The organism is Rhizobium leguminosarum bv. viciae, from assembly GCF_012276115.1.
GTDB lineage: Bacteria > Pseudomonadota > Alphaproteobacteria > Rhizobiales > Rhizobiaceae > Rhizobium > Rhizobium leguminosarum_T.
The window spans coordinates 1-23,786 of record NZ_WIEU01000027.1; the positions used below are offsets into that span (position 1 = coordinate 1).

Annotated in this window: 22 protein-coding genes and 3 pseudogenes; 12 read left to right on the top strand and 13 right to left on the bottom strand. The window is 60.4% G+C overall.

Features of this window, described 5'->3' with window-relative positions; genetic code table 11:
- A pseudogene (locus GFM02_RS30590) lies at positions 1–132 on the top strand (IS481 family transposase); the annotation flags it as partial.
- Between the two features lie 307 nt (positions 133–439).
- Here GFM02_RS30590 and GFM02_RS30595 read toward each other — a convergent pair.
- Positions 440–2,344, bottom strand: coding sequence for a L,D-transpeptidase family protein (locus tag GFM02_RS30595; RefSeq protein WP_168323735.1), 1,905 nt, complete (start codon positions 2,342–2,344; stop codon positions 440–442).
- A gap of 92 nt (positions 2,345–2,436) precedes the next feature.
- Positions 2,437–2,703, bottom strand: coding sequence for a hypothetical protein (locus GFM02_RS30600; RefSeq protein WP_132609179.1), 267 nt, complete (start codon positions 2,701–2,703; stop codon positions 2,437–2,439).
- Between the two features lie 61 nt (positions 2,704–2,764).
- On the opposite strand from GFM02_RS30600, the gene fumC reads away from it, so the two are divergent.
- On the top strand, positions 2,765–4,156 hold the full coding sequence (gene fumC / locus GFM02_RS30605) for a class II fumarate hydratase (RefSeq protein ID WP_168323736.1): 1,392 nt from the start codon (positions 2,765–2,767) through the stop codon (positions 4,154–4,156).
- Between the two features lie 134 nt (positions 4,157–4,290).
- On the opposite strand, the gene GFM02_RS30610 is transcribed toward fumC, so the two are convergent.
- A complete protein-coding gene (locus tag GFM02_RS30610) occupies positions 4,291–5,124 on the bottom strand; it encodes a VCBS domain-containing protein (RefSeq protein ID WP_168323796.1) in 834 nt (277 codons plus the stop codon).
- A 193-nt stretch (positions 5,125–5,317) separates the two neighbouring features.
- Here GFM02_RS30610 and GFM02_RS30615 point away from each other — a divergent pair, with 193 nt between their 5' ends.
- Positions 5,318–6,925, top strand: a complete 1,608-nt coding sequence (locus GFM02_RS30615) for a fumarate hydratase (protein WP_168323737.1) — start codon at positions 5,318–5,320, stop codon at positions 6,923–6,925.
- Between the two features lie 25 nt (positions 6,926–6,950).
- Here GFM02_RS30615 and GFM02_RS30620 read toward each other — a convergent pair whose 3' ends face one another.
- Positions 6,951–7,157, bottom strand: a complete 207-nt coding sequence (locus GFM02_RS30620; RefSeq protein WP_020050219.1) for a hypothetical protein — start codon at positions 7,155–7,157, stop codon at positions 6,951–6,953.
- Positions 7,158–7,504: 347 nt separating this feature from the next.
- Between GFM02_RS30620 and GFM02_RS30625 the strand changes: the two genes are divergently transcribed.
- Positions 7,505–8,572, top strand: coding sequence for a GGDEF domain-containing protein (locus GFM02_RS30625; protein ID WP_168304423.1), 1,068 nt, complete (start codon positions 7,505–7,507; stop codon positions 8,570–8,572).
- Between the two features lie 339 nt (positions 8,573–8,911).
- On the opposite strand, the gene GFM02_RS30630 is transcribed toward GFM02_RS30625, so the two are convergent.
- Together GFM02_RS30630 and GFM02_RS30635 are read right to left on the bottom strand one after the other, a co-directional pair.
- Positions 8,912–9,523, bottom strand: coding sequence for a pyridoxamine 5'-phosphate oxidase family protein (locus tag GFM02_RS30630; protein WP_168323738.1), 612 nt, complete (start codon positions 9,521–9,523; stop codon positions 8,912–8,914).
- 37 nt (positions 9,524–9,560) lie between these two features.
- On the bottom strand, positions 9,561–10,541 hold the full coding sequence (locus tag GFM02_RS30635; protein ID WP_168323739.1) for an alpha/beta hydrolase: 981 nt from the start codon (positions 10,539–10,541) through the stop codon (positions 9,561–9,563).
- 47 nt (positions 10,542–10,588) lie between these two features.
- Between GFM02_RS30635 and GFM02_RS30640 the strand changes: the two genes are divergently transcribed.
- A complete protein-coding gene (locus GFM02_RS30640; protein ID WP_168323740.1) occupies positions 10,589–11,056 on the top strand; it encodes a MarR family winged helix-turn-helix transcriptional regulator in 468 nt (155 codons plus the stop codon).
- A gap of 3 nt (positions 11,057–11,059) precedes the next feature.
- Here the strand turns inward: GFM02_RS30640 and GFM02_RS30645 are convergent, their stop codons facing one another.
- Positions 11,060–12,250: a low temperature requirement protein A gene (locus GFM02_RS30645; protein WP_168323741.1), complete on the bottom strand. Its 1,191-nt coding sequence runs from the start codon at positions 12,248–12,250 to the stop codon at positions 11,060–11,062.
- 62 nt (positions 12,251–12,312) lie between these two features.
- Entirely contained in the window at positions 12,313–12,687 is a 375-nt protein-coding gene (locus tag GFM02_RS30650) for a gamma-butyrobetaine hydroxylase-like domain-containing protein (protein WP_032980674.1), read from the bottom strand.
- 136 nt (positions 12,688–12,823) lie between these two features.
- On the opposite strand from GFM02_RS30650, the gene moaA reads away from it, so the two are divergent.
- Positions 12,824–13,870, top strand: coding sequence for a GTP 3',8-cyclase MoaA (moaA, locus tag GFM02_RS30655; RefSeq protein ID WP_168323742.1), 1,047 nt, complete (start codon positions 12,824–12,826; stop codon positions 13,868–13,870).
- A 290-nt stretch (positions 13,871–14,160) separates the two neighbouring features.
- Here moaA and GFM02_RS30660 read toward each other — a convergent pair whose 3' ends face one another.
- Positions 14,161–14,946 (bottom strand): class I SAM-dependent methyltransferase, encoded by a 786-nt coding sequence (locus GFM02_RS30660; protein ID WP_168323743.1) that lies wholly within the window; start codon positions 14,944–14,946, stop codon positions 14,161–14,163.
- 115 nt (positions 14,947–15,061) lie between these two features.
- Here GFM02_RS30660 and GFM02_RS30665 point away from each other — a divergent pair, with 115 nt between their 5' ends.
- From GFM02_RS30665 to GFM02_RS30675, 3 genes are read left to right on the top strand one after another with little or no spacing between them, the layout of a single operon-like run.
- Positions 15,062–16,198, top strand: coding sequence for an ABC transporter substrate-binding protein (locus tag GFM02_RS30665; RefSeq protein WP_168323744.1), 1,137 nt, complete (start codon positions 15,062–15,064; stop codon positions 16,196–16,198).
- A gap of 6 nt (positions 16,199–16,204) precedes the next feature.
- Positions 16,205–17,275 carry a FecCD family ABC transporter permease gene (locus GFM02_RS30670; protein ID WP_168323745.1) on the top strand — a complete coding sequence of 357 codons (1,071 nt, stop codon included), beginning with the start codon at positions 16,205–16,207 and terminating at the stop codon, positions 17,273–17,275.
- Positions 17,269–18,021, top strand: coding sequence for an ATP-binding cassette domain-containing protein (locus tag GFM02_RS30675; protein ID WP_168323746.1), 753 nt, complete (start codon positions 17,269–17,271; stop codon positions 18,019–18,021). Before GFM02_RS30670 ends, GFM02_RS30675 begins: the two co-directional genes overlap by 7 nt.
- 194 nt (positions 18,022–18,215) lie before the next feature.
- Here the strand turns inward: GFM02_RS30675 and GFM02_RS30680 are convergent, their stop codons facing one another.
- On the bottom strand, positions 18,216–18,755 hold the full coding sequence (locus GFM02_RS30680; protein WP_168323747.1) for a very short patch repair endonuclease: 540 nt from the start codon (positions 18,753–18,755) through the stop codon (positions 18,216–18,218).
- Between the two features lie 131 nt (positions 18,756–18,886).
- Here GFM02_RS30680 and GFM02_RS30685 point away from each other — a divergent pair, with 131 nt between their 5' ends.
- Entirely contained in the window at positions 18,887–19,825 is a 939-nt protein-coding gene (locus GFM02_RS30685) for a hypothetical protein (RefSeq protein ID WP_168323748.1), read from the top strand.
- Complete coding sequence (locus GFM02_RS30690) at positions 19,822–20,955, top strand: DNA cytosine methyltransferase (protein ID WP_168323749.1); 1,134 nt, start codon at positions 19,822–19,824, stop codon at positions 20,953–20,955. Before GFM02_RS30685 ends, GFM02_RS30690 begins: the two co-directional genes overlap by 4 nt.
- Positions 20,956–20,975: 20 nt before the next feature.
- On the opposite strand, the pseudogene GFM02_RS35785 reads toward GFM02_RS30690, so the two are convergent.
- A pseudogene (locus GFM02_RS35785) lies at positions 20,976–21,120 on the bottom strand (SDR family oxidoreductase); the annotation flags it as partial.
- Positions 21,121–21,168: 48 nt separating this feature from the next.
- On the opposite strand from GFM02_RS35785, the pseudogene GFM02_RS30700 reads away from it, so the two are divergent.
- Positions 21,169–21,270 (top strand): annotated as a pseudogene (locus GFM02_RS30700) (ABC transporter ATP-binding protein); the annotation flags it as partial.
- A 20-nt stretch (positions 21,271–21,290) separates the two neighbouring features.
- On the opposite strand, the gene GFM02_RS30705 reads toward GFM02_RS30700, so the two are convergent.
- Entirely contained in the window at positions 21,291–22,241 is a 951-nt protein-coding gene (locus GFM02_RS30705) for a sugar-binding transcriptional regulator (RefSeq protein ID WP_168323750.1), read from the bottom strand.
- 21 nt (positions 22,242–22,262) lie between these two features.
- Complete coding sequence (locus tag GFM02_RS30710) at positions 22,263–23,729, bottom strand: FGGY family carbohydrate kinase (RefSeq protein ID WP_168323751.1); 1,467 nt, start codon at positions 23,727–23,729, stop codon at positions 22,263–22,265.
- Positions 23,730–23,786: the final 57 nt, after the last annotated feature.

The following is a 23,786-nucleotide window of genomic DNA, read 5'->3' on the forward strand; positions in this document are numbered from 1 at the left end:
TACAATTTTGGGCGCAGGCTCAAGACACTAAAGGGCCTCACCCCCTTCGAGTTCATCTGCAAAAGGTGGACTTCCGAGCCAGATCGATTCATCATCGATCCTATCCATCAAATGCCGGGACTAAACACCTAGCCGTTCCTTACTTTCTGCTGGCTTACAGTGTGGCACCCCCCTCTGCCCTGCCGGGCATCTCCCCACAGGTGGGGAGATTGGATAGGCGCGCCGGCTTCCCCAAACAATCATCGTCGCAGCCGGCAAAGCGGATGATGGGCCGGAAGGTCGTGCCGCTTGCCGATCTCCCCCCTTGTGGGGGAGATGCCCGGCAGGGCAGAGGGGGGTGCCCCACGGTACGCCCTCTCTACTTTGTTTCTGTGCTCGCGGCCAAAAAACAAAACGAGCGGCCCGAAGACCGCCCGCCAAAATACCATAGAAACTAGCGTCAGATCTGCGCTCCACGCGCCTTGCTCGTCGCGTCGAAAGCCTTGTCGACATAAGCGTCGCGGCCGTAGACGTCGTCGAAATATTCCACCACGCCGTCCTTGTTCGGCCAGGCGGTGAAGTAGGAGACGTAGACCGGGATCTTCTCCGGCACGCGGACCGCATGGTTCTGCCCGCTGGCGATCTGCTTGGCGACGTCGTCGACCGTCGTGCCGAGCACGGCGGCCGCCATCGCCCGCGGATCGGCAAGGCGCACGCAACCGTGGCTCAGCGCCCGCATGTCGCGCTTGAAGAAGCTCTTCGACGGCGTGTCGTGCATGTAGATCGCGTGGCTGTTCGGGAACAGGATCTTCAGTTCGCCGAGCGCATTGTCGCTGCTTGGCGGCTGGCGCACCGAAACATTATTGGTCGAGCCGTACCAGTCGACGCTCGACGAGGCGACGGCGTGGCCGTTCACCTCGACCTCATAACCGAGCTGGTCGAGATAGTTCGGATCCGAGCGCAGCTTCGGCAGCATCTCGTTGATGATGATCGACTGCGGCACGCCCCAGAACGGGTTGAACTCGACCGTCTCGATTTCGTCGTCGAAGAAATAGGTCTGGTTGTTCTTGCCGCCGACCACCACGCGCATCGACAGCTGTTCCTTGCCGTCATTGTGGTAGTAGACCATGTAGGCCGGCTGGTTGATCATGACGTAGCGGGAACCGAGATCCTCCGGCAGCCAGCGCGCCTGCTCCATGGCAACGACGAGCTTGTCGATCTTCGAGGCATTGGTATCGCCGCCGGTCATGGCGCGCACGGTCGCCTGGCCGATGACGCCATCGGGCTTCAGCCCGCGCTCTTTCTGGAAATCCTCGACCAGCGAAACGATGTCGGGCGAATAGTCGATGCTGCCGGCGTAAGCAGCAAGCGTTGCCGCATGATCGGTCTTCAGCGTTTCGGAACCGTGCTTGCCGATCGCCTTGACGATATTGGCGATCTCCGGCGAGCTGTCGCCAGGCCTCAGCAGCCTGTCGAGCGAAACGACGATTCGCTCCTCATTGCCGCCGTCGGCAGCCCGAAGCTTGGCAAGCTCCGCCTTCAGCGCCTGGAATTGCGGACTATCGGGCGAGCGGCTGCCGATGTAGGCGCCGACATCGGGGCTCATGCGGGCAAGCTTCAGCACCGGGGCCAGGTTAACCACCTTGCGCTGGAAGTCGTGATAGCCGGAGATCTTGTTCGGATCGATGCGGCCGCGCACCGTGTCCTGCACGAAGGCGAGCACCTTGGCGGAGAGATCGAGCTCGAACTGTGTCAGCGCCCGGTCGCGGAAGGCGGGATCGGGATTGGCCGGGTCGATATCAGGCGTCTGGACGGCGTAATCCGCCGGGTCGAGGCCAACGAAGGCCGCATCGGCAAGGACCAGCATCGCCGACTTGGCACGGTCGTTGATCTGGTTGCCATCGACCCAGACGAGCGGATTGCGGCTGTCGCCGTAATAGGCTTCGAGCGCCTTTGCGACGTCGGCATTGGCGCGCACCTTGGCCTGCGCCAGGAAACGACGCTGCACGGCGGGTTCGGCGCTGGCGTCACCGCTGCCCGAAACGTCGGCAACCGCGCCGGTGACCACCGGATCGGCAAACCTGCCGGTATCGACGAACTGCAGCGTCTCGGTTTTATAGGTATAATAACGCGGACCGCTCACCTTCGGCAGCGGCGCTTCCGGATCGAGCCCGCCGAGCGAGCCGCCGCGCTGGCCCAGACGGCCGGGCGGCATCTGGTCCATGAAGATGGTGCTCTGCGTCCGCTGCCTGTCGCCGCGCAGCATGTCCATCAGTGTATAAGCATGCGCGGGTGCGGCACTCATCATTGCCACGCCGCAGGAAAGTGCCAATGCGGATGCCGCGCTTTTCAAAACGAACGTCATATATCTTCCAGTCCGGTCATGCTGTTCTTGTCACGAGCGCAAGGCTCAAGCTCAAATCCCGCGAAACTCAAGCAGCGTAGGGGCCTCATTGATCAGAAACCGGCCTGCGCCGCCAGCGCCGGCGGACTCAATTTTGTGTGACGGAGATCCTGCACGGCGCCGCCCAGCAGTTCACACAAAATTATGAAATTATTAGTTAATTTTTTACCGAATTTTCGCCGCCAGACCAGTCCGGCGAAAACGCCCGGACGCATAAAATTTCCAAAGTGGCCTAAAAGGCACGCCGAAAAGCCATCGCAAACATGACTGCCGATTTCAATATTTCGCGCGGCGTCCAGTTTTCTTGTCGGACTTTCCAACCTATAAGACCTCATCATTTGAAAATGCCCGAAAACAGCATGTAAAGGGAAGGCAAGGCCGATGACCGCAACCCGCACCGAAACCGATACTTTTGGCCCGATCGACGTCGCCGCCGACCGATATTGGGGCGCCCAGGCCGAGCGTTCGCTCGGCAATTTCAAGATCGGCTGGGAAAAGCAACCGCTGTCGATCGTGCGCGCGCTCGGCATCGTCAAGCAGGCCGCCGCCCGCGTCAACATGTCGCTCGACCAGCTCGATCCTGCCCTCGGCAAAGCGATCGTCGACGCCGCCCAGGAGGTGATCGACGGCAAGCTGAACGACCACTTTCCGCTGGTCGTCTGGCAGACCGGTTCAGGCACGCAGTCCAATATGAATGCCAACGAAGTGATCTCCAATCGTGCGATAGAAATGCTCGGCGGCGTCATGGGTTCCAAGAAGCCGGTGCATCCGAACGATCACGTCAACATGAGCCAGTCGTCGAACGACACCTATCCGACGGCCATGCACATCGCCTGTGCCGAGCAGATCGCCCATCACCTGCTGCCGGCCCTGAAGCACCTGCATGCCGCCCTTGACATGAAGGTCACCGAATTCAGCCACATCATCAAGATCGGCCGCACCCACACCCAGGATGCGACGCCGCTGACGCTCGGCCAGGAGTTTTCGGGTTATGCCGCCCAGGTCGGCTCCGCCATCAAGCGCATCGAAATGACCCTGCCCGGCCTTTGCGAGCTCGCCCAGGGCGGTACTGCCGTCGGCACCGGCCTCAACGCGCCGGTGGGCTTTGCCGAAAAGGTCGCCGAAGAGATCGCCGCCATCACAGGCATGCCTTTCGTCACCGCGCCGAACAAGTTCGAGGCGCTCGCCTCGCATGACAGCATGGTCTTTTCCCACGGCGCCATCAATGCTGCAGCCGCCGCCCTCTTCAAGATCGCCAACGACATCCGCCTGCTCGGTTCCGGCCCGCGCGCCGGCCTCGGCGAGCTGGCGCTGCCGGAAAACGAGCCCGGCTCCTCGATCATGCCCGGCAAGGTCAATCCGACCCAGTGCGAGGCGCTGACCCAGGTCTGCATCCATATCTTCGGCAACAACGCGGCTCTGACCTTCGCCGACAGCCAGGGCCATTTCGAACTCAACGTCTACAATCCGATGATGGCCTATAATTTCCTGCAGTCGGTGCAGCTGCTCGCCGACGCCGCCGTCTCCTTCACCGACAATTGCGTCGTCGGTATCGAGGCGCGCGAGGACAATATCAAGGCCGGCCTCGAACGCTCGCTGATGCTGGTGACCGCCCTCGCCCCGAAGATCGGCTACGACGCAGCCGCCAAGATCGCCAAAACAGCGCATAAGAACGGCACGACGCTAAAGGAAGAGGCCCTCGCCAGCGGCTTGGTGACCTCGGAAGAGTACGACGAGATCGTGCGCCCGGAAACGATGATCGGGCCGAAGTAGGAAGGTCGCATAGCCACAGCCGCTCATCCGGCTGCCGCCACCAACCGGGGTCGAGCCACAGGTCTCGACCCGTCCTTCGGATCCCCGCTCGCGGAGAGAAGGGGATATGCCGCAACGCCTCGACTCCCTCCAGCCTATAGCAAGGCAAACAGCGAAAAATTGTCCATCACGACAGAATTGCCCATGAAGTCGAAACGGATTTCTTCGATGTCTTCGAGATTGACTTCGAGAGTGGGGCCGGTGACCTCGAGCTCCTGCTGATAGACGATCTGGCCGTCGTTCAGCGCGGTGAGCGTCAGGTGAAAGGGCGCTACCGACAATTCGGCAATCGAAACGCTCTGAAAGGTGAATTCCCCGCCATCGAGCATTTTCAAGCTTACGGGCGCAGAACCTGGCGATAGAACGGTATCGCTGAAACCGTCCTCGGTGATGGCGTCGACACCCGGGACGGTATCATAGACATACCCGTTCAGAAGCGTCACCTCGTGGCTTCCATTCACCGAGAGTGCAAAGTTGCGATAATCAGGCAGAGAGAAATTATCGGCCCTCGATGTGACGCCCAAATCGTCGAAATCCAGGACCTCGTGGTATTTTTCGCCTTCGTTGACGCCGTCGATCGCAAGGGTCAGCACGCCGAGGTCCGTGCCCCCTGAGCCATCGGACATCTTGAAGCTCAGCTTCTCGATGAGCTGATCGTATTTCGCTAAATTTTTCACGACGTCGAGTGTATAGTCCAACTCGTACTCGAAGTGACCGTCAGGTTTCAGTCTGAAGGTTCCGTATTCGCCCCTTATGATCGTTTCGTGGTCAGGCCCATGTTTGGCGTCGATGCGCACGCCATTGACGAAGCGAACATACATGTCCGCTCCCTCGGGATCGCTGGAGAGGCGCAGCAGATTCCCGCGGATCCAATTGTCTTCGAAAAAAACGAGAAGGTCGTCGACAGCAGTTGGCTTTGCATTTGTCATTGGAAGCCCCGGCAGGTTAACGCTGCCGGGAATATGTACTGGCCTCCAACAGAAGGCAACTTGAAGTCGTCTATTTGTCGGACCGATTTCGACGGTTCGCCTCATCCGCCGCGCGTGGTCCTGATTGCTTTTGCCCCGCAGCGGATTTAGACCGGTTCCAATCTAGCGACGCCCTACCAGAAAGGTCACTTCGATGGCTGACGATCTCTTCCCCCTCGGCAAGGATACCACCCCCTATCGCAAGCTCAGCGGCGACCATGTCTCGGTCGATACGTTCAAGGGCCAGGAGATCCTGACCGTCGAGCCGGAAGGCATCCGTCTGCTGGCCGAAACCGCCTTTGCCGACATCAACCACCTGCTGCGCCCCGGCCATCTGAAACAGCTCGCCTCGATCCTCGACGATCCCGAGGCGACCGACAACGACCGTTTCGTCGCCTACGACCTCTTGAAGAACGCCAATATCGCCGCCGGCGGCGTGCTGCCCATGTGCCAGGATACCGGCACGGCGATCATCATGGGCAAGAAAGGCCGCAGGGTCTGGACCGAGGGCGAGGATACGGCGGCGCTCGCCCGCGGCGTCATGGATGCCTATGAGAAGAAGAACCTGCGTTACTCGCAGCTCGCGCCGGTCAAAATGTTCGAGGAAAAGAACACCAGAAACAATCTGCCGGCCCAGATCGACATCTACGAGGAAGGCACCGACGCCTACGAATTCCTCTTCGTCGCCAAGGGCGGCGGCTCGGCCAACAAGACCTTCCTCTACCAGGGCACGCCCTCGCTCCTGACCCATGAGCGGATGATCGACTTCCTTAAGGAGAAGATCCTGACGTTAGGGACGGCAGCCTGTCCTCCCTACCATCTGGCGATCGTCATCGGCGGCACCTCGGCCGAGATGAACCTGAAAACCGTCAAGCTCGCCTCCACCCGCTATCTCGACGAGCTGCCGACCGAAGGTTCCGAGAGCGGCCACGCCTTCCGCGACATCGAGATGGAGAAGGAAATCCACGAGCTGACCCAGCAGATGGGCGTCGGCGCCCAGTTCGGCGGCAAGTATTTCTGTCATGACGTGCGTGTCATCCGCCTGCCCCGCCACGGCGCCTCGCTGCCGATCGGCCTCGGCGTCTCCTGTTCCGCCGACCGTCAGGCCAAGGGCCGGATCACCCGAGATGGCATCTTCGTCGAGCAGCTCGAAACCGATCCGTCGAAATACATGCCCGAGATCGACGAGGCGAAACTGTCGGAATCGACGGTGCGCATTGATCTCAACCGGCCGATGGCCGAGGTTCTCGCCGAACTCTCCAGGCATCCCGTCAAGACGCGCCTGTCCTTGACCGGCACCATCATCGTTGCCCGCGACCTAGCGCACGCCAAGATCCGCGAGCGGCTGGAAAAGGGCGAAGGCATGCCCGACTACCTGAAAAACCACCCGGTCTATTATGCCGGCCCCGCCAAGACACCGGTCGGCTACGCCTCCGGCTCCTTCGGCCCGACGACGGCCGGCCGCATGGACAGTTACGTCGATCAGTTCCAGTCTTTCGGCGGCTCGATGGTGATGCTTGCCAAGGGCAATCGGTCGCGCGCCGTACGCGAAGCCTGCAAGAAACACGGCGGCTTCTATCTCGGCTCGATCGGTGGCCCTGCCGCCCGTCTTGCCCAGGACTGTATCCGCAAGGTCGAAGTATTCGAATATCCCGAACTCGGCATGGAAGCGGTCTGGAAAATCGAAGTCGAAGACTTCCCCGCCTTCATCGTCATCGACGACAAGGGCAATGATTTCTTCCAGGAACTGAATTTGGGGTGATTGGCAGGCTGCGTTGCCGCCCGTTCTACCGTGCCGACGCCTTATCCGACGCGTTGACATTCCGCGCTGTGACCGCCTCGCCCACGCTCACCACATCCCCGGCATCGACCCTTGCCAGGATCTCCGTGCGGAAAGCGCCGGCGAAGAAGCCGGTGTGCTCCAGCAGCAAGGTGCCGGCGGCGAGGACGGTGAATGCGAGGATGGCGAAAGAAATATGACGGGAGGTTTCCACGATCTCAAGCCCTGGCTTGCAGGCTAGGATCGGGTTTGCCACCAAGAAATATCACTCCGAAATACCGGCACTGCAATACGAAACGGCCAAAATCAGCTGTCGACAAGATGAATACGGTCTCCGGCAGAGAAGAACTGTAAGTTTTTCAGACACCGCTCCCGCTCAACGAGTATGCACTGTCCCGCTAAAGATACGTTTTTCCGTGAAGAATCATAGGTCTGATCGAAGTATTGACCCATCGGGCATTTGTCGTATGTAATCCTTGGTATATATCGCTTTAATCTTTTCCCAACAAATTTAAGCTAACAAATAGAATATTGCCTTTGAATATATGAGGAGTTCGCCGGATGAATACGGCTGTCGCGCCCAAGGTGCAGATTCCCGACGTTGCGGGTCAGATCACCTATGCCATGCGCTCCATGGGCGTCGCGCCGATACCGCGCAATTACCAACTCTTCTACGAGGCCTATATCGGCTCTAATCCGGCCCTGACCCGCGAGCTCGCGGCCCTCGGCGGTCAGGTGACCCAGGCCGAACTCGATGCGCTCGGCGCGCAGCACTTCACCCACAGCCCGGCCCGTGTCTTCGACGATGCCCATACGCGCATATCAGGCGAACTCGACGGCCTGTTGCGCATTCTCCGGCAGGAGCAGAGCTCGCTCGAAAGCTACACCAGGCTGCTCGGCGAGACCCAGAAGCGCATCACCTCCAAGAGCAATGCCAGCGTTGAACTGATCGAAAACGCCATTGATCTTCTCAGCCAGGCGACCGGCGATACCATGGCGCATGGCGAACGCACCGTCGAGGACGTCATCCAGCGCTCTCAGGAGATGGATCAGGTCCGTAAGGAACTCGACGAATACAAGCGCATCGCCAACACCGACTCGCTGACACGCCTTTCCAACCGGCGCGCTTTCGATGACCGCCTCGCCGCTGTCTTCAACAATCCCGGCATGCGGCCGGTAACGGCGCTGCTGCTCTGCGACATCGACAATTTCAAGAAGATCAACGACACCTACGGCCATCCGGTTGGCGACAAGGTGCTCGCCACCGTCGCCTCCGTCATCCGCAGCAATGTCCGGCGCGACATCTTCGTCGCCCGCACCGGCGGCGAGGAATTCGCCCTCATCGTCGACGGCAACACGCCTGAAGAGGTGACAGCAATCGCCGAGCGCATCCGCCGCACGCTGGAGGCAACCCCTTTCAAGAATTCCCGCACGCGGGTAAATTACGGCCCGGTCACCGTCTCGATCGGCATCTGCATGGCCTCCAATGCCGAGGATGCCGGCGAACTCTACAGCAAGACCGACATCGCCCTCTACGGCGCCAAGAATGCCGGCCGCAACTGCACCATCCTCTATCAGGACGGCATGCAGAAGGATTTCACCAAGAGCTGGCTGATCTACAAGACGTGACGGTAATCCAGCGCGCACGCTGTCACCGGTAGTGACGGCGACAAGCTGCTATCCGGTTCGCGCCGCTTGCTCCCTCTTCTCCCCAGCGGGGAGAAGGTGCCCGTAGGGCGGATGAGGGGGCCGCACGGCACATCCTTCATGATTGCCCTTCGCTTGCGCTCAGCGCATTCGCTCCTGTCGTCGCTCACCCCCTCATCGCCTCGCTATCGCTCCGGCACTTCTCCCCGTTGGGGAGAAGAGGTATGTGGCAGCGCCTTATTCCGTCAGGAGCCTGAGGGAACGAGCGAGTTCGCCGCTCGCGACGCCGAGTAAAAAGCCGGCCTCCACGGATATGATGTTTTACCACATCGTCTTCGCCGCCCGCCCCGGCCACTCCCGATCGTAGGTTTCCTGGTCGAAATCGCCGGTTGCGGCCTTCAGCATCTGCCCGGGCGTCGGCAGCTTTGCCGGATCGGCGAAGTGCTCTCCATTCCAGAGCTCGGCTCGCATCACGGCGCGCGCGCATTGGAAATAGACCTCGTCGATCGAAATCACGACGACGGTACGCGGATGTTTGCCGTCCATCTCGAAGCTCGAAAGCAGCGCCTCGTCGTCGGAGACGACGCCGTGGCCGTTGATGCGCATCGTCGTGTTCGAGCCGGGGATCAGGAACATCAGCGCCAGTCTCGGATCGCGCACGATGTTGGAGAGCGAATCGACCCGGTTGTTGCCGCGCCAATCCGGCAGATGCAGCGTCCCGTCGTCGACGACGCGCACCACGCCGCCAAGATCGCCGCGCGGCGAACAATCGAGCCCTTCCGGTCCTACGGTCGCAAGCGCCGCAAATGGCGAGATCTCGATCATCTCCCGATAGAGCGGGGTCAATTTCTTCGTCACCTTGGTGACGGAGGCCGGCGAAAGTCCGGCGCCGTAGATCGTGTTGAGCTCTTCGATGCTGCTGATGATTTTCATGAGGCGTCCCACCGGGGCTTGATCTTCGCGACGGACGCTACAATGCCACACGCCTCGCCGGAAGCTCAAAAAACGGAATGATCTCCGCATCTTTTTTGATGCTTTCATCAGGCGCTTCACCCGAGTCCCGATCGCCGCCGAGAAACGCCGCGATCGCAGCAAGAACCGGTGCGGCGCCGATGATGCGCCGGTGGCCGAAGCCGTTCGCCCAGAACAGTCGAATGCCCTTCCCCGCTGCGCCATAGCGCCTGGCATGGAGAGACGACACCTCCTTGTCGTCCTCGGCATGGATGACGAGCACCGGACGGCCGATGGCGCCCGCCGCCTCGCCGGCGTCGAAATCCTCAAGTCTCCGTCCGGTGACGCGACGAACCTTGTTCTCCAGTGCCGCTTGCGCTGCAGGGCGAAGGCCGATCATCCGGCCGAAATCGGTAAAGAGCCAGCCCATCTCGCTCGGCGCACCGATCAGCACCAGCCTCTCTCCGCTGAAAGGCGTCACGCCAGGCAGGAGGCCTGCCGCTGAGACCATTAGCGCCGCACCGCCGAAGGAATGGCCGATCGCGGCATCGAATGTGCCTAAGCGCGCCTCGGCCGCCGCGATCGTCTCGACCGCAAGCCCCATATGCAGGAAGCGCCCGCCGGAACGGCCGTGGCCGGGAAAATCGAGCGCCACGACCTCCGCGCCCGTCGCCGAAAGCATCGAGACGAGTTCGGCCATATATGCCGCGCTCGATCCCCAGCCGTGCGTCACCAGATAACGCTTGCGCTTGCCCCTCGCCCCGCCGTTCAGCCGATAGGCGTGCGCTTGGCGTCCGCCGGAAAGCCTGAGGGTGAAACGTTCGGCGCCGGCAAGCCGGGCCGCACCCGCGGCATGCGCCGCCCTCGCCTTTGCTCCCTTCGGCTTAGCCGATGGCGTCCGGCAGAACAGCCGGAACGCTACTCTGCCTGCCAGATCAGGCGAAACCGCCTGCAGCAGCGAAAACCCGAGGCGGGTGACGTCAAGCGCAAAGTTTGCCATAGTGGGATTCCAAAAGACTGTTCAACACTGAACAATAAAGTACAACGATGAACAAAAATCAATCCCTTCCCTGGGATCATCCGCGTTTTCGCAGCTGGATCGCGGTGGCTCGCGCCTGCCAGCTGATGCAACAATCTCTTGCCCGCTCGCTTGCCAATCTCGACATCAAGCCGCCGCACCTCGATATCCTGGTCAATCTCTATCGTTTCGAAGGAATCTCGCAGCAGGAGCTGGCGCGCAAACTGCTGGTCGGCCGCTCCAATATGAGCATGCTGCTGCCACAGATGGAAAAGCGCGGTCTGATCCTTCGCCGCGATGACGAGCGCGACAAGCGCGTGCTGCGCCTCTATCTGACGCCAGAGGGTCGGAAGCTGAGTGAGGAAGCCATGGCCATCCAGACCGGCCTCATCGACCGCGTCCTGTCGGATGAGCCGATAGAGCAATGCATGGCGACCGCCGATTCGATGGAGCGGATCATCACCGTGCTGCTGAAAGATCTGCGCGACGAGGACTGATGTTCAATGCAGCGTCGGCGCCGCCTCCGTACCGGTCAGCGAGCGATATTCCCAGGCGGCGACGACGATCAGCACCAGCGTCGCCAGAATACCCATCAGATATACCTCGATGAAGGGCGCGACAAAGGCAAGCAGGATCAAAAACACCAGGCCGGCAAGATGCGAGAGCGGCATCCGCCCGCTGGTCGCGCCCTTGAACCAGAGATTGCCGATCAGGAACAGGCCGGAGCCGCCGAGCACCGCGGCTGCGATGCCGAGATCTCCGGTTTCGTGCGGATGCGAGAACATGAATTCAACTGCCACCGCATGGACGATGATACCGGCGAGGATAGGGATATGCCCATAGGTGAAGGCCTGCCGCGCCAAGCTTCCCGGCGTCTCTTCATGCTCGATGCGGTGGGCGGCGCGCCCGTGGCCGAAGCGGAAGTAGAGCCACCACATGGCGACCGTGCCGATGAAGGCGGTGACGAAGACGACGCTGGTCAGTCCTGAGAACGGCAGCTCCGCAAAGGTGCGGCCGGAAACGAGGATCGCTTCGCCGAGGCAGATGATCACGAAGAGTGCACAGCGCTCCGCCATGTGCGCGCCGGAAACGTCCCAATCCCGCGCCGTCGAGCGGCCGAGCCCCGGCACCGCAAAGCCCGCGGCCGGCCCGGCATATTCGATCGCAAGCGCTATCACCCAGGCAATCAGCCGGGCTTCATGCTCGATCAGCCCGCCGGCGATCCAGAAGACGCCTGCTGCCACGAGCCAGGCGGTGATGCGGACGAAATTCAGCGTATTGGGGCGGTCGACGCGCGTCATCGCATAGGTCGTAAACAGCGAGCGCCCGACCTGCATCGCCACATAGGCGCCGGCAAACAGCAGGCCCTTGTCGCCGAAAGCCTCGGGGATGGAGGCAGACAGCAGCAGCCCGAGCATCATCAGCGCCACCAGCATCCCGCGCACCGGCATTTTGTCCGGATCGAGCCAGTTCGTCACCCAGGCGGTGAAGATCCACACCCACCAGACGGCGAAGGTCATCAGCGCCGCTTCGGCGGCACCGAGCGGCGTGTAGTGGGCGGCGAGCGCATGCGAGAGCTGCGAGATCGAAAAGACGAAGACCAGATCGAAGAACAGTTCGAGAAAGGTCACCTTGTTGCTGCTAGCGCTGCCCTTGGCGCGCAGCCAGTTCTTTCCGTTCGTTTTCGCCATATGGCCCCCCGATGGCTGGAATTATGGGTCTATTGAAACTGATAGCGGCGCGCTCGCGAGCGTCAGCGCGGCTTCTCCGCCGTATCGCGATTCATGCCCTTTTCGCTGAGCTCATCCTCATAGGCGGAAAACAGCTCAGCGCCCCGTTCGCCGAGTTCGCGCAAATAGGTCCAGGTGTAGATGCCGGTATCGTGCATGTCGTCGAAGCCGATCCGGACCGCGTAATTGCCGGTCGGCATCATCGAGATGATCGCGACATTGCGCTTGCCCGGCACCGTCACCTTTTGCCCCGGCCCATGGCCCTGCACCTCGGCGGAGGGCGACAGCACGCGCAGGAGTTCGGCCGACAGGTCGAAGCTCTGGCCGTCGTTGAAGGTCACCACCAGCCGCTGCCTGTCTTTCGAGACGCGAAGTTCGCTCGGCCAGATATCGCTCATCATTTTGTCCTCTTCTCATGCGAGGAGTAGGCGCTGATCTTTTTCAGCGCAAGCTGAAATTGGCATGCTCGCGCGGGCTGTTTCCCTTGACGCGACAACAGCATATGCCCACATTGATGAGAGTGCGGAGATACAGGTGAACACCAGAGTCGGAACGATAGGCAATGCATCGCCGCTGGCAGCGGATGCACATCCGATGATCGACCCCTTCGGGCGGGCGGTCACCTATCTCCGCGTCTCCGTCACCGACCGCTGCGATTTCCGCTGCACCTATTGCATGGCGGAGAATATGACCTTCCTGCCAAAGAAGGATCTCTTGACGCTGGAAGAGCTCGATCGGCTCTGTTCCGCCTTCATCGCCAAGGGTGTCAGCAAGATCAGGCTGACCGGCGGCGAGCCCTTGGTGCGCAAGAACATCATGTATCTGGTGCGCCAGCTCGGCCAGAAGATCGGCTCCGGCCTCGACGAATTGACGCTGACCACCAACGGCTCGCAGCTTTCCCGCCACGCCGAGGAGCTCTATGATTGCGGCGTGCGCCGGATCAACGTCTCGCTGGATACGCTCGACCCCGACAAGTTCCGCAAGATCACCCGCTGGGGTGATTTCGCCAAGGTCATGGAAGGCATCGACGCGGCTCAGAAAGCCGGGCTGAAGATCAAGCTCAACGCCGTGGCGCTGAAGGATTTCAACGATGCCGAGATGCCGGAGCTTCTGCGCTTCGCCCATGGCCGCGGCATGGATCTGACCGTCATCGAAACCATGCCGATGGGCGAGATCGAAGAAGACCGCACCGACCAGTACCTGCCGCTTTCAAAGCTGCGCGCCGATCTCGAAGACCAGTTCACCCTTGCGGACATCGATTACCAGACTGGCGGCCCGGCGCGTTACGTCAGGGTCGAGGAAACCGGCGGCCGCCTCGGCTTCATCACCCCGATGACCCATAATTTCTGCGAAAGCTGCAACCGCGTCCGCCTCACCTGCACCGGCACGCTCTACATGTGCCTCGGCCAGAACGACGCCGCCGACTTGCGCGCCGCACTCCGCGCCACCGAAGACGACGACCTCCTCCACGCCGCCATCGACGAGGCCATCACCCGCAAACCCAAAGGCCACGACTTCATCATCGACCGCACGCATAACCGTCCTGCCGTCGCCAGGCATATGAGTGTTACGGGTGGGTGAGAAGCGGTCCCGCAAAGCGGGAGCAATCGATCCAGTGAATCGATTGCAGCTTCGAACGCCCTGAGCCATGCGAAGGGCCGGGATACGGTGCGGCAGTTTCCCTCTTGTCTTCTCCCCAGCGGGGAGAAGGTGGCCCGCAGGGTCGGATGAAGGGGGCCGCACGGCACACCCTTCATTGCCCTTCGCTTGCGCTCAGCGCATTCGCGGCTTTGCCGCTCACCCCCTCATCTGCCCTGAGGGCATCTTCTCCCCGCTGGGGAGAAGAGGGAGCAAGCCGCAGCATCACCCCATCACCCCGGCTTACGCGCACAGATCGCAAACCGGTCCTGCACCATGCGCTCCACCCCGCGCAAAAACGGCATCTTGCGCGCCTGCGCCCAATGGATGTCGGCGAGTTTGCGGTCGACGACAATATCGGTAAAACCGGCTTGGCGCAGAAGATCGACGACGGCTTCGGCCGGCATCTGGCTGGAGAAATGCACGCGTGAGCGGATCTTCTGGTGCCGCGCCATCATCTCCGGCGACATATGGCTCGCTGGCGGTTTGCCTGTTACCTTCGTCCAGAGCTTCTGCAGGCCCTTGACCCAGGTTTCCTTACCCATATTGCCATCGAGGATCAGCACCTTGCCGCCCGGCTTCAATACCGAGAACCATTCCTTAAACGCAGAAGCCGGGTCCACCAGCGTCCAGACGAGATGGCGGTTGGTGATGACGTCGTAGCTGTCTTTGGGCTCCATCGTGTTTTCGGCGTCGCCGGAAACGAAACGGATATCGGTGCCGCGCTTCTTCGCCTTGGCGCGCGCCTGCGCCAGCATCGCATCCGACCAGTCCAGCCCGGTGACCGCAAAGCCGACATCATGCATCAGATGCGAGATGACAGCGGTGCCGCAGGCGAGATCGAGTGCTTGGCGCCCCTGCCCCTCGCCGAGATGTTTTCTGATCAGCCGCTGCCAGCCTTTCCGCTCCGCGTCCGAAAAGATTTCATGACCGACGCTCTGGTCGAAGGTCGCCGCCCGTTCCGACCAGAAATCGCGGATTTCGTCGCGGATCGAGTAGTTCGTGTTCATCGAATTCATCTGAGGCACCCCGGCATCGGATCAGTTTGGAAAGGCTCTAAAACATATAACTTGATTCACAAAGTCATATTTCTTATGCCTGCGGACATTATTCAGACATCGGGGGAATTTCCAGATGAATTTCGTTCAAATGCTCGCAGTCTCCGCGGCTGCGATTGCCGGCCTGATGCCGCTTTCGGCCTGGGCGCAATCCTTCACCGTCAAGGATGTCGCGGGCCGCGAAGTGACCTTCGACAAGCCGGTCGAGCGTGTGATCCTTGGGGAAGGCCGCATGCTCTACGCGGTCGCGCCGATCGAGAAGGAGGATCCCTTCGCCAAGATCGTCGGCTGGCGCAACGATCTCTGGACCACCGACAAGGACGGCTTCAACGCCTATGTCGAGAAGTTTCCGAAGGGCAAGGACCTGCCCTTCCTCGGCAATCTGACCGACGGCACGCTGCAGACCGAGACGGTCGTCAAGCTGGATCCCGACGTGCTGCTGCTGCCGATCGGCAACAAGACGGCCGCCGACGAAGTGAAGCTCGAGGACATGCTCGCCGGCATCGGCGTGAAGATCGTCTATATCGATTTCCGCGAGCACATTCTCGCCAACACCGAACCGAGCTTGAAGATCCTCGGCCAGATCTTCGGCCATGAAGACCGCGCCGAAGCCGTCGCCAGCTTCTGGAAAGAGCAGATGGCCCGCGTGACCGACAGACTGAAGGCCGCCAATCCGCCGAAGCCGAATGTCTTCATGTACCGCGCCGCAGGCCTGGTCGAATGCTGCGGCACCTTCGGCCCCGACAATTTCGGCCTGATGGTCGATTGGGCCGGCGGTCACAATCTCGGCTCCGATTTCCTGCCGGGCTATACCGGCTCGATCAATGCCGAGCAGGTCGTCGCCTCCAATCCTGACGTCATCGTCGTCACCGGCTCCAACTGGAGCCAGACCAAGAATGCCAAGGACTTTGTGAATGTCGGTCCCAATGCCGCCGCCACCTTCGACGACAGCCGCAAGGCGCTGAACACGCTGATGGAAAACCCTGCCTTCACCGGCTCCAGAGCGGTTGCCGGCGGCAATGTCCATGCGATCTGGCACCAGTTCTATACCAGCCCCTACCAGTTCGTCGCCGTGCAGCAGCTGGCCAAGTGGTTCCATCCGAACCTCTTTGCCGATCTCGATCCCGATGCCACCTTCAAGGAATTTCACGAAAAATTCCTGCCGGTCGCCTACCAGCCGGGTTACTGGGTCGACGCCAAGGCGGGTCAGTAATCCGAAATGGCCGAGATCGCCGCCATATCGATCGAAGCCGAAGCCGGGAGGGAGCGCTACCGCGCCCTTGCCCGGCGCAAGCTGTTGATCCTAGCCGCCATGACGGCAGCGCTCTGCTTGTCCTTTGCCGTCGATCTCGCCTGGGGCCCGGCCCGCTATAGTCTTACCGAGGTCGTGTCCGCCCTTCTCGACCCCTCCTCCGTTTCCGACCAGGTGCGGGCCGTCGTCTGGGGCATCCGCATGCCGGTTGCCGTGATGGCGATCATCGTCGGCGCGTCGCTCTCCGTCGCCGGCGCACAGATGCAGACGATCCTCGCCAATCCGCTCGCCAGCCCCTTCACGCTCGGCATTTCGGCGGCGGCAAGCTTTGGCGCCGCACTGGCGATCGTCACCAGCGTTCCGCTTCTGCCTGTTGCAGCCGGCCTGCTGGTGCCGGTCAATGCCTTCATCATGGCGCTGATCGCCACGCTCTTCATCCATTTCGTCTCGCAGGCCCGCGGGGTCTCGGTGCAGACGGTGGTGCTGCTCGGCATCGCGCTGGTCTTCACCTTCAATGCAGCTCTCGCCTTCCTGCAGTATCTGGCCTCCGAACAGGCACTGTCCGCCGTCGTCTTCTGGACGATGGGCAGCCTCACCAAGGCCACCTGGCCGAAGATCTGGGTGACACTCGCCGTCCTGCTGATGGCGCTGCCGCTCTTTGCCCGCAATGCCTGGGCGCTGACCGCCATCCGCCTCGGCGAGGACAAGGCCGCGAGCTTCGGCGTCAACGTCCGCCGCATCCGGCTGGAAACCATGCTGGTGGTCTCGCTGCTTGCCGCAATACCCGTCAGCTTCGTCGGCACGATCGGCTTCGTCGGCCTCGTCGGGCCGCATATCGCGCGCATGATCCTCGGCGAGGATCAGCGCTTCTTCCTGCCGGGCTCGATCCTGTCAGGCGCACTGCTGCTCTCGCTGACATCGATCGTCTCGAAGTCAATCATCCCAGGTGTCGTCTTTCCGATCGGCATTATCACCGCGCTGGTCGGGGTGCCCTTCTTCTTCTCGCTTATCCTCTCGAACAGGAGCCGGTCGTGGTAGCGCTTCAGTTGCAATCGGTCGGCGCCTATCACGGCCGCAAGCTCTTCGTCGAAGATGTGACGACGCCGGTGATGGAATCAGGCGAGGTCGTGGCGGTGATCGGCCCGAACGCTGCCGGCAAGTCGACGCTCTTCAAGCGCATCACCGGCCTCCTCAAAGGGCCGGGCCATGTCGTCGTCGAAGGGTCGAAGGCGAAAAACGCCATCGGTTACATGCCGCAGGATACCTCGGCCAACGCGGTGCTGACGGTCTATGAATCCATCTTGCTTGCCCGCAAGCAGGGCCAGTCCTGGGCAGTCAGCGACAGCGACCTGCGCTTCATCGACGAGATCATGAAAGCGCTGGATATCACCGCCATCGCCTTCCGCGATCTCGGCGCGCTTTCCGGTGGCCAGCGCCAGCTCGTCTCGATCGCCCAGGCGCTGGTCCGCGAACCCGAGATCATGCTGATGGACGAGCCAACCAGCGCGCTCGATCTTCACCGCCAGGTCGAGGTCCTCGACTTCATGCGCCGCCAAGCGCGTAGCAAGGGCATGATCGTGCTGATCGCCATTCACGATCTCAACCAGGCACTACGCTTCGCCGACAAGGTCCTCGTCATCGCCAACGGTCGCATGCACGCCTGCGGCACCCCCCGCGACGTCGTTACCGCCGAGATGCTGCGGGAGATCTACCGGGTCGAGGCCCGGGTCGAGAAATGCTCGATGGAATACGATCATGTGATCGTGGATGGGACGGCGCATTGAGGCTGGGGAACTTTGTGGCACACGCCAATCTCGAACGCGAGTTCACCCTTAATGACAGCGATCATTAGATCCGCCCGCCCCCGACGCTCTATATTACGGTCGCCGAACCGCCGAACTGCAACTGGGCTCTATGATATTTCGGCGCGCCGTAGACGGATATCGGTGCCACGCTTCCTCACCTTGGTATGCCCAATTTACGATAAACTCTTCGAGGTTAAAATCTCTAGAAGTCGCTCGCGCAACTCGATGTCACTTTTGGTTTGGCATTCCCAAATGATATGAACGATCCATCCAAGGCCGGAAAGGGCAATCTTAGCTTTCTCGTCCCTCTCAACATTGGCAGCGAATTTTTGGTGCCAATACTCGGTTCTCGATTTAGGAAGGGACGCCTTTCGGCATCCTTCATGTCGATGCCAGAAGCAACCGTGTACGAAGATTGCCGTTTTGGTTCGGGAAAAACAGAGGTCAGGTTTACCCGGCAAGTCCTTGCGATGCAGGCTGTATCTAAAGCCGAGTGCATGCGCCGCGCGTCTTACCCGCATTTCGGGTGTGGTGTCTTTGCCCTTCACGCGGGACATCAACCACGACCGTCGTTCCTGTGTGAGGTGATCCACAGTTACCCCTTTATAATGCGGCTGCTCTTCGACCTGCTCAACGCGATATGTGGAGCGGTGATCCCAAAATTTCGAGGGTATGAACGAGATGGCCACGTGTCCGATCGTACTCCTACCCATGACGATCCCCAGTTCTACCGACTATCAAATTCAGCTAGACGTTTACGGAGGAGCGCTCTTCTGATTCGAAAATGAAAAAGTTGTCCGAAGTGAGGGTTCCCTTTTTGTTCCATTTGCGTTAATGAGGGAACATGACAGACGAGACTGACCTCGACATCACAGCGTCAAAGCGTCGCCGGGCGACAAAGGCCGATGCCGTTTCGCCTGAAATCGCGAAGCCGAAGGGTAAGAGTCTTCAAAGCCACGGCAAAAATTCGAAGGTATATGTTCCCGTCATCCTGAAACTGTTTCAGGATCGCTGGCGACCCGGAGCCTCGACTGTCGTATTCTCACTCGATGACGTGCGAACGGCGGTTGAAGCAGTTAGGGCTGTATCCCCTAATCCGGACGCCATATCGTCGCGCAACCCCGCAGATGTAATTTACCGTATGCGTTCGCGAACGAAGTTGCCAGAGGAAATACTGGCGAAAGGCTTTCATGTCCTACGAGCCGTTGGACGCGGCCGCTATCAATTCGAGAAGGCGTCGAGCGGCATCATGGAGGTACCAGTCTGTGATCTTACCCCTGCTATCGACCAAACGCCGATGCCGGTACGACGATTGCTGCCAGAAACCATGGCGGAAATGGACGAGCAAGCTTTGCTGTCCGTTGTCGGATACTGCCAGCTACTCGACCACTTCACCGGCATGAAAATTTATCGACTGCGGTCGCACGTGCGGAAAAGTGTACCGGGTATTGGGCAAGCCGAACTGGACGCCATTGATGTGGGCATAGCATCTGGTGACGATGACGTGCCCGTCATCTTCCCGATTGAAGCCAAGGCCGTTTCAGACGAACTCAACCGTGTCCAAATATTCAACATGATACAGTATGCCGCCCATTACTTCCCCGGGATGAAGGTCCGGCCGTTGGCGCTGAAGGTCGATTACCAGTCCGCCGTGCATCTTATGGAGTTCAACGTAGCTGCTCGTCCAAGTGAACTTCGGGTCATTCGAAATGCCAGCTATGCCATCAACACATCAGAAGCCCAACTTGCGATGATCCGCAAAACGAATGTACCAAAACAATGACAATAAACCGACCTACAGGTATTGAACTTTTCGCCGGATGCGGCGGGCTATCAACCGGCTTTCTGGATGCAGGCTTGCGAGTCGCTGCGGGATTTGAACTTGATGCTCGCGCGGTGGACGCTTATAATTACAACCATGAGTACCGCGGCAGTCGGGGTTTTCTCGCAGACCTCAGCGCGGTGTCTGGAGCCGAACTGCTAGCGAAAGCTGGAATTAAACACGCCGACTTTATAATCGGCGGGCCGCCGTGCCAGCCGTTTTCGATCGCTGGCAAACGCCAGGGCAAACGCGACGTTCGTGCGGACCTAATCGGGCATTTCATACGTATTGTGGACGAACTCAAGCCGTCCGTATTCATGCTGGAAAACGTCCCCAATCTAGCATCGATTGACAACGGAGAATTCCTCGACGAGGTCAAGACCGAACTTCGCTTGCTTGGCTACAGCGTCGACCACATTGTGGTATCTGCCGCCGATTTCGGCGTACCACAGAATCGCAAACGACTTGTAGTACTTGGCGCAAGGGAAAAGAGGGCCGTGATCTTTCCGCCAGCGACGCACGGCACCCCCGAACGTCCGCATATATCCGCGTCGAGTGCGATCAACGATTTACCCGACGCGGGCGAATTCGGCGAAACCGGCATCTACAATCACGAACCCACAATGCATTCGGCCGATATGGTCGCTCGCTTAACCACGTTGGAGCCGGGCAAACGCGAGCGTGGATCATTCCATGATCGCTTGCACCCGGAGCGCCCATCGTACACATTACGCGCGGGATCGGGCAATTTTAGCCCACTTCGCCCCGTTCATTATAGGCACAATCGAGTCATTACCGTACGTGAAAGCGCGCGTTTGCAGGGGTTTTCCGACGATTTCCGTTGGCCAGACCGTATCCCCCGCTTGCAGCAGTATCGCCAAGTTGGGAACGCAGTACCACCGCCGTTGTCACGGGCGTTCGCCGAATGTCTCGCTGATCAAATGGGCTGGCAACTTGATCCAGCGGCTCTTGTCGGCGATTCGTCCGGCCGAGAGCCCGCGAATGTGCTCACCGATGACGAGCGTAAGGCCTTACGAGCTGCCAGAATGCGCGGGGCGTCTCTTGGAAAAGTGGCCCTCACTACGAAGTAGCGTAGTTTCGAAAATCAATGTCCGACTTTCGAGATGTTGTAGTGCGCCTGCAGCACGCCGCGGTTGACGATCGAGGCGATGTCGACGATCGAGCACTTGTTTCGCGGTAGCATGACCGCGCTTCCGCCTGGCTGGAGAGGAGATGCCGGTGAGATTGACGTCGATCGCCTGCTGCCAGCGTTCGTGCCGCATGTCTTCGGCCGGCACAGCTTCATCACCGCCAAGATGCTGCGCGAGATCTACCGGGTCGAGGCCCGGGTCGAGAAATGCTCGATGGAATACGATCATGTGATTGTGGATGGGACGGCGCATTGAGGTGGGCAACACCTGCCTCGTCAGTCGATCAATCGCTGCGCGGTAAACTTGTCGGTAACAAGCATGTCGATGACCCCCACGCGGAGCGCGCCTGCAATCGCGTCAGTCTTTTTGGACCCGCCGGCAAGAGCAATGACCCGGTCCACCCGTTCGAGATCCTCGAGTGGAAGGCCTATGACCCGGTCGTCCAGAGGTGTCTTGACCGGCTTGCCGTTTTTATCGAAGAAGCGAAGCGAGATATCGCCGACGGCTCCCGCTTCCGCGAGATCAGACAGTTCGCGAGAAGAAAAGATGTTGCCGGACCGGGCGAGAAGTTCGGACGGTTCGACTGCTCCGATCCCGACAATCGCAAGCGTTATGCTGCCGAACAGGTCCATCGTCTCGCGGACGAACGGGTCGGCCTGCATAAGAAACTTTGCCTCTCTGGACGACGTAACACCCTGCACGGGGAGCAGTTTCGGCTCGGCGCCAGTCAGCCGTGCTAGCCGCGTGGTAAGCTGCGTCGCATGCGTCTGCACTGAAGGATCCCCCATGCCTCCAAGGGTCTGGACGACGTATTTCGCCTGAGCGCTCTTCTGAGGATGAATGTTCTCGACCATCTTGAAAATGGTCTGGCTCCAACTGGAAACGCCGATGATCTCCCCCGGCGCAAGCGTCACCTCCAAGAGATGAGCCGCTGCCTCTCCGATACGGGCCATGATCGCTCCGTCCCGATCTTCCGTACACTCAACGACGATCGCCTCCGGCAGATCGTATTTCTCGCGAAGCGCGCCCTCAAGCTCGCTGTAGGTGCCGGCGGGAGGGATCACGCTGGTTCGCACGATATCTTCAGCCTCGGCACGCTTAAGCATGCGCGACACCGTCGCCTGGGAGAGGCGAAGGTGCTGTGCGATCTCCGCCTGTCGCCGCCCCTCCATATGGTACATCTGGGCGACCCTTGAAATCAGGCGGAGTTCGTTAAGGCGAGTCATCGCTAATCCCAGAGTGAATTTTTATTCACCTTTAGCCTTTGTTTCGCGGGCCGTCGAGCGGGCAAGCGCATCATTCCAGGTATCGAGAAGCAGCGCGCGATCCATGGGTTGCGGCTCAATGATTTGCGTGTTTCGCGGCAACTCCGCGACAACCTGGAGATTGCTCCACAAGCCGAGTGAAAGCCCCGCCAGATAAGCAGCGCCCAAAGCCGAAGCCTCGGGTGCTTCGCATTGGATCACCGGATGTTCGATGAGGTTCGAGACACACTGCATCAGAAAGCGGTTCTGGCTCGGTCCGCCGTCTACGTAGAGCGCGCCAAGCGCGCCGCCGCTCTGTGCTCGCATAGCCGCGATCACGTCATGCACCTGAAAGGCGATCGAGTCGGTGACCGCCCGCGCCATTTGCGCACGTGTCGTATTGAAGTTGATCTGGGAGAACAGGGCACGGGCGTCGGAATTCCAATAGGGTGCGCCCAGTCCCACGAATGCTGGCACGAAGCCCGGTCCGCCCGGTTCGGCGCCTGCCGCAAGTTCGACAAGGGCCGCCACGTCCGAAAGGCCGAGAATGCCTGCCATCCAGGGGAGACTGGCGGCGCAAACGAGAATATTGCCTTCGAAAGCGAAAGTCGGCTTTCCCTCGATACGCCATGCGACGGTGGTTGTGACGCCGTTGCGTGCGGGAATGAATTGCGGCAGCGTCGTCATTACCGAAGAGCCGGTTCCGAAGGTCACCTTCCCGTCGCCCGGCTTGAATGCTCCATGACCGAACAGGGCTGCGTGGCTGTCTCCGATCGCAGCCATTATCGGAGTGCCATCCGGCACCCCAGGCAATCCTTGCGTTCGGCCGAAATCGGCAGAGCTGTCGAGCACCTCGGGCAGAAGCGCGATATCCACGCTGAAAATCTCGCCAAGCTCCTCGCTCCATCTCTGCTCCCGGAGATCGAACAACTGGCTCCGGGCGGCATTCGACGCGTCGCAAACATGCCGGCGCCCGCCGGTCAGGCAGTGGACGAGCCAACTGTCAACCGTTCCGAGCCGCACCGATCGCCCGGCCGGAATGCGGTCGAGCAGCCATCGGAATTTCGAACCCGGGAACATCGGATCCAATGGCAGGCCTGTGAGCGCCTGCACACGGTCAAGGTGGCCTTCGACAATGAGACGTTCGCAATCCTGTGCCGTTCGACGGCACTGCCAGCTTACCACCGGCCCAAGTGCTTCTCCCGTTTCGGCGTCCCAGGCAGTGACTGACTCGCGCTGATTGGAAATGGCCACCGCCTCGACAGCCACGTCGGGGGTAGCCTTCAGGCAGGCATCGATCGCTGCGCAGACCGATGCGTAGAGCCGGCGTGGGTCTTGTTCGACCCAGCCCGGCTTCGGATAGGAAATGCCGACAGGAGCCGAACCTCTGCCGACAATTTCACCGTTTTCGGAAACCAGAACTGCCTTTGAATTGGTCGTGCCCTGGTCGATTGCCAGAATTGCCCGCATTCTATCCTCCCCAGATCAGACGGCAGCCGGGACGACAAAAAGCGTCCGGGCTAGAGC

Bases quoted from the DNA above. Each gene is read 5' to 3' on its own strand.
- GFM02_RS30595 (WP_168323735.1), bottom strand. From the start codon at position 2,344: ATGACGTTCGTTTTGAAAAGCGCGGCATCCGCATTGGCACTTTCCTGC.
- fumC (WP_168323736.1), top strand. From the start codon at position 2,765: ATGACCGCAACCCGCACCGAAACCGATACTTTTGGCCCGATCGACGTC.
- GFM02_RS30610 (WP_168323796.1), bottom strand. From the start codon at position 5,124: ATGACAAATGCAAAGCCAACTGCTGTCGACGACCTTCTCGTTTTTTTC.
- GFM02_RS30615 (WP_168323737.1), top strand. From the start codon at position 5,318: ATGGCTGACGATCTCTTCCCCCTCGGCAAGGATACCACCCCCTATCGC.
- GFM02_RS30625 (WP_168304423.1), top strand. From the start codon at position 7,505: ATGAATACGGCTGTCGCGCCCAAGGTGCAGATTCCCGACGTTGCGGGT.
- GFM02_RS30630 (WP_168323738.1), bottom strand. From the start codon at position 9,523: ATGAAAATCATCAGCAGCATCGAAGAGCTCAACACGATCTACGGCGCC.
- GFM02_RS30635 (WP_168323739.1), bottom strand. From the start codon at position 10,541: ATGGCAAACTTTGCGCTTGACGTCACCCGCCTCGGGTTTTCGCTGCTG.
- GFM02_RS30640 (WP_168323740.1), top strand. From the start codon at position 10,589: ATGAACAAAAATCAATCCCTTCCCTGGGATCATCCGCGTTTTCGCAGC.
- GFM02_RS30645 (WP_168323741.1), bottom strand. From the start codon at position 12,250: ATGGCGAAAACGAACGGAAAGAACTGGCTGCGCGCCAAGGGCAGCGCT.
- GFM02_RS30650 (WP_032980674.1), bottom strand. From the start codon at position 12,687: ATGAGCGATATCTGGCCGAGCGAACTTCGCGTCTCGAAAGACAGGCAG.
- GFM02_RS30660 (WP_168323743.1), bottom strand. From the start codon at position 14,946: ATGAATTCGATGAACACGAACTACTCGATCCGCGACGAAATCCGCGAT.
- GFM02_RS30665 (WP_168323744.1), top strand. From the start codon at position 15,062: ATGAATTTCGTTCAAATGCTCGCAGTCTCCGCGGCTGCGATTGCCGGC.
- GFM02_RS30670 (WP_168323745.1), top strand. From the start codon at position 16,205: ATGGCCGAGATCGCCGCCATATCGATCGAAGCCGAAGCCGGGAGGGAG.
- GFM02_RS30680 (WP_168323747.1), bottom strand. From the start codon at position 18,755: ATGGGTAGGAGTACGATCGGACACGTGGCCATCTCGTTCATACCCTCG.
- GFM02_RS30685 (WP_168323748.1), top strand. From the start codon at position 18,887: ATGACAGACGAGACTGACCTCGACATCACAGCGTCAAAGCGTCGCCGG.
- GFM02_RS30690 (WP_168323749.1), top strand. From the start codon at position 19,822: ATGACAATAAACCGACCTACAGGTATTGAACTTTTCGCCGGATGCGGC.
- GFM02_RS30705 (WP_168323750.1), bottom strand. From the start codon at position 22,241: ATGACTCGCCTTAACGAACTCCGCCTGATTTCAAGGGTCGCCCAGATG.
- GFM02_RS30710 (WP_168323751.1), bottom strand. From the start codon at position 23,729: ATGCGGGCAATTCTGGCAATCGACCAGGGCACGACCAATTCAAAGGCA.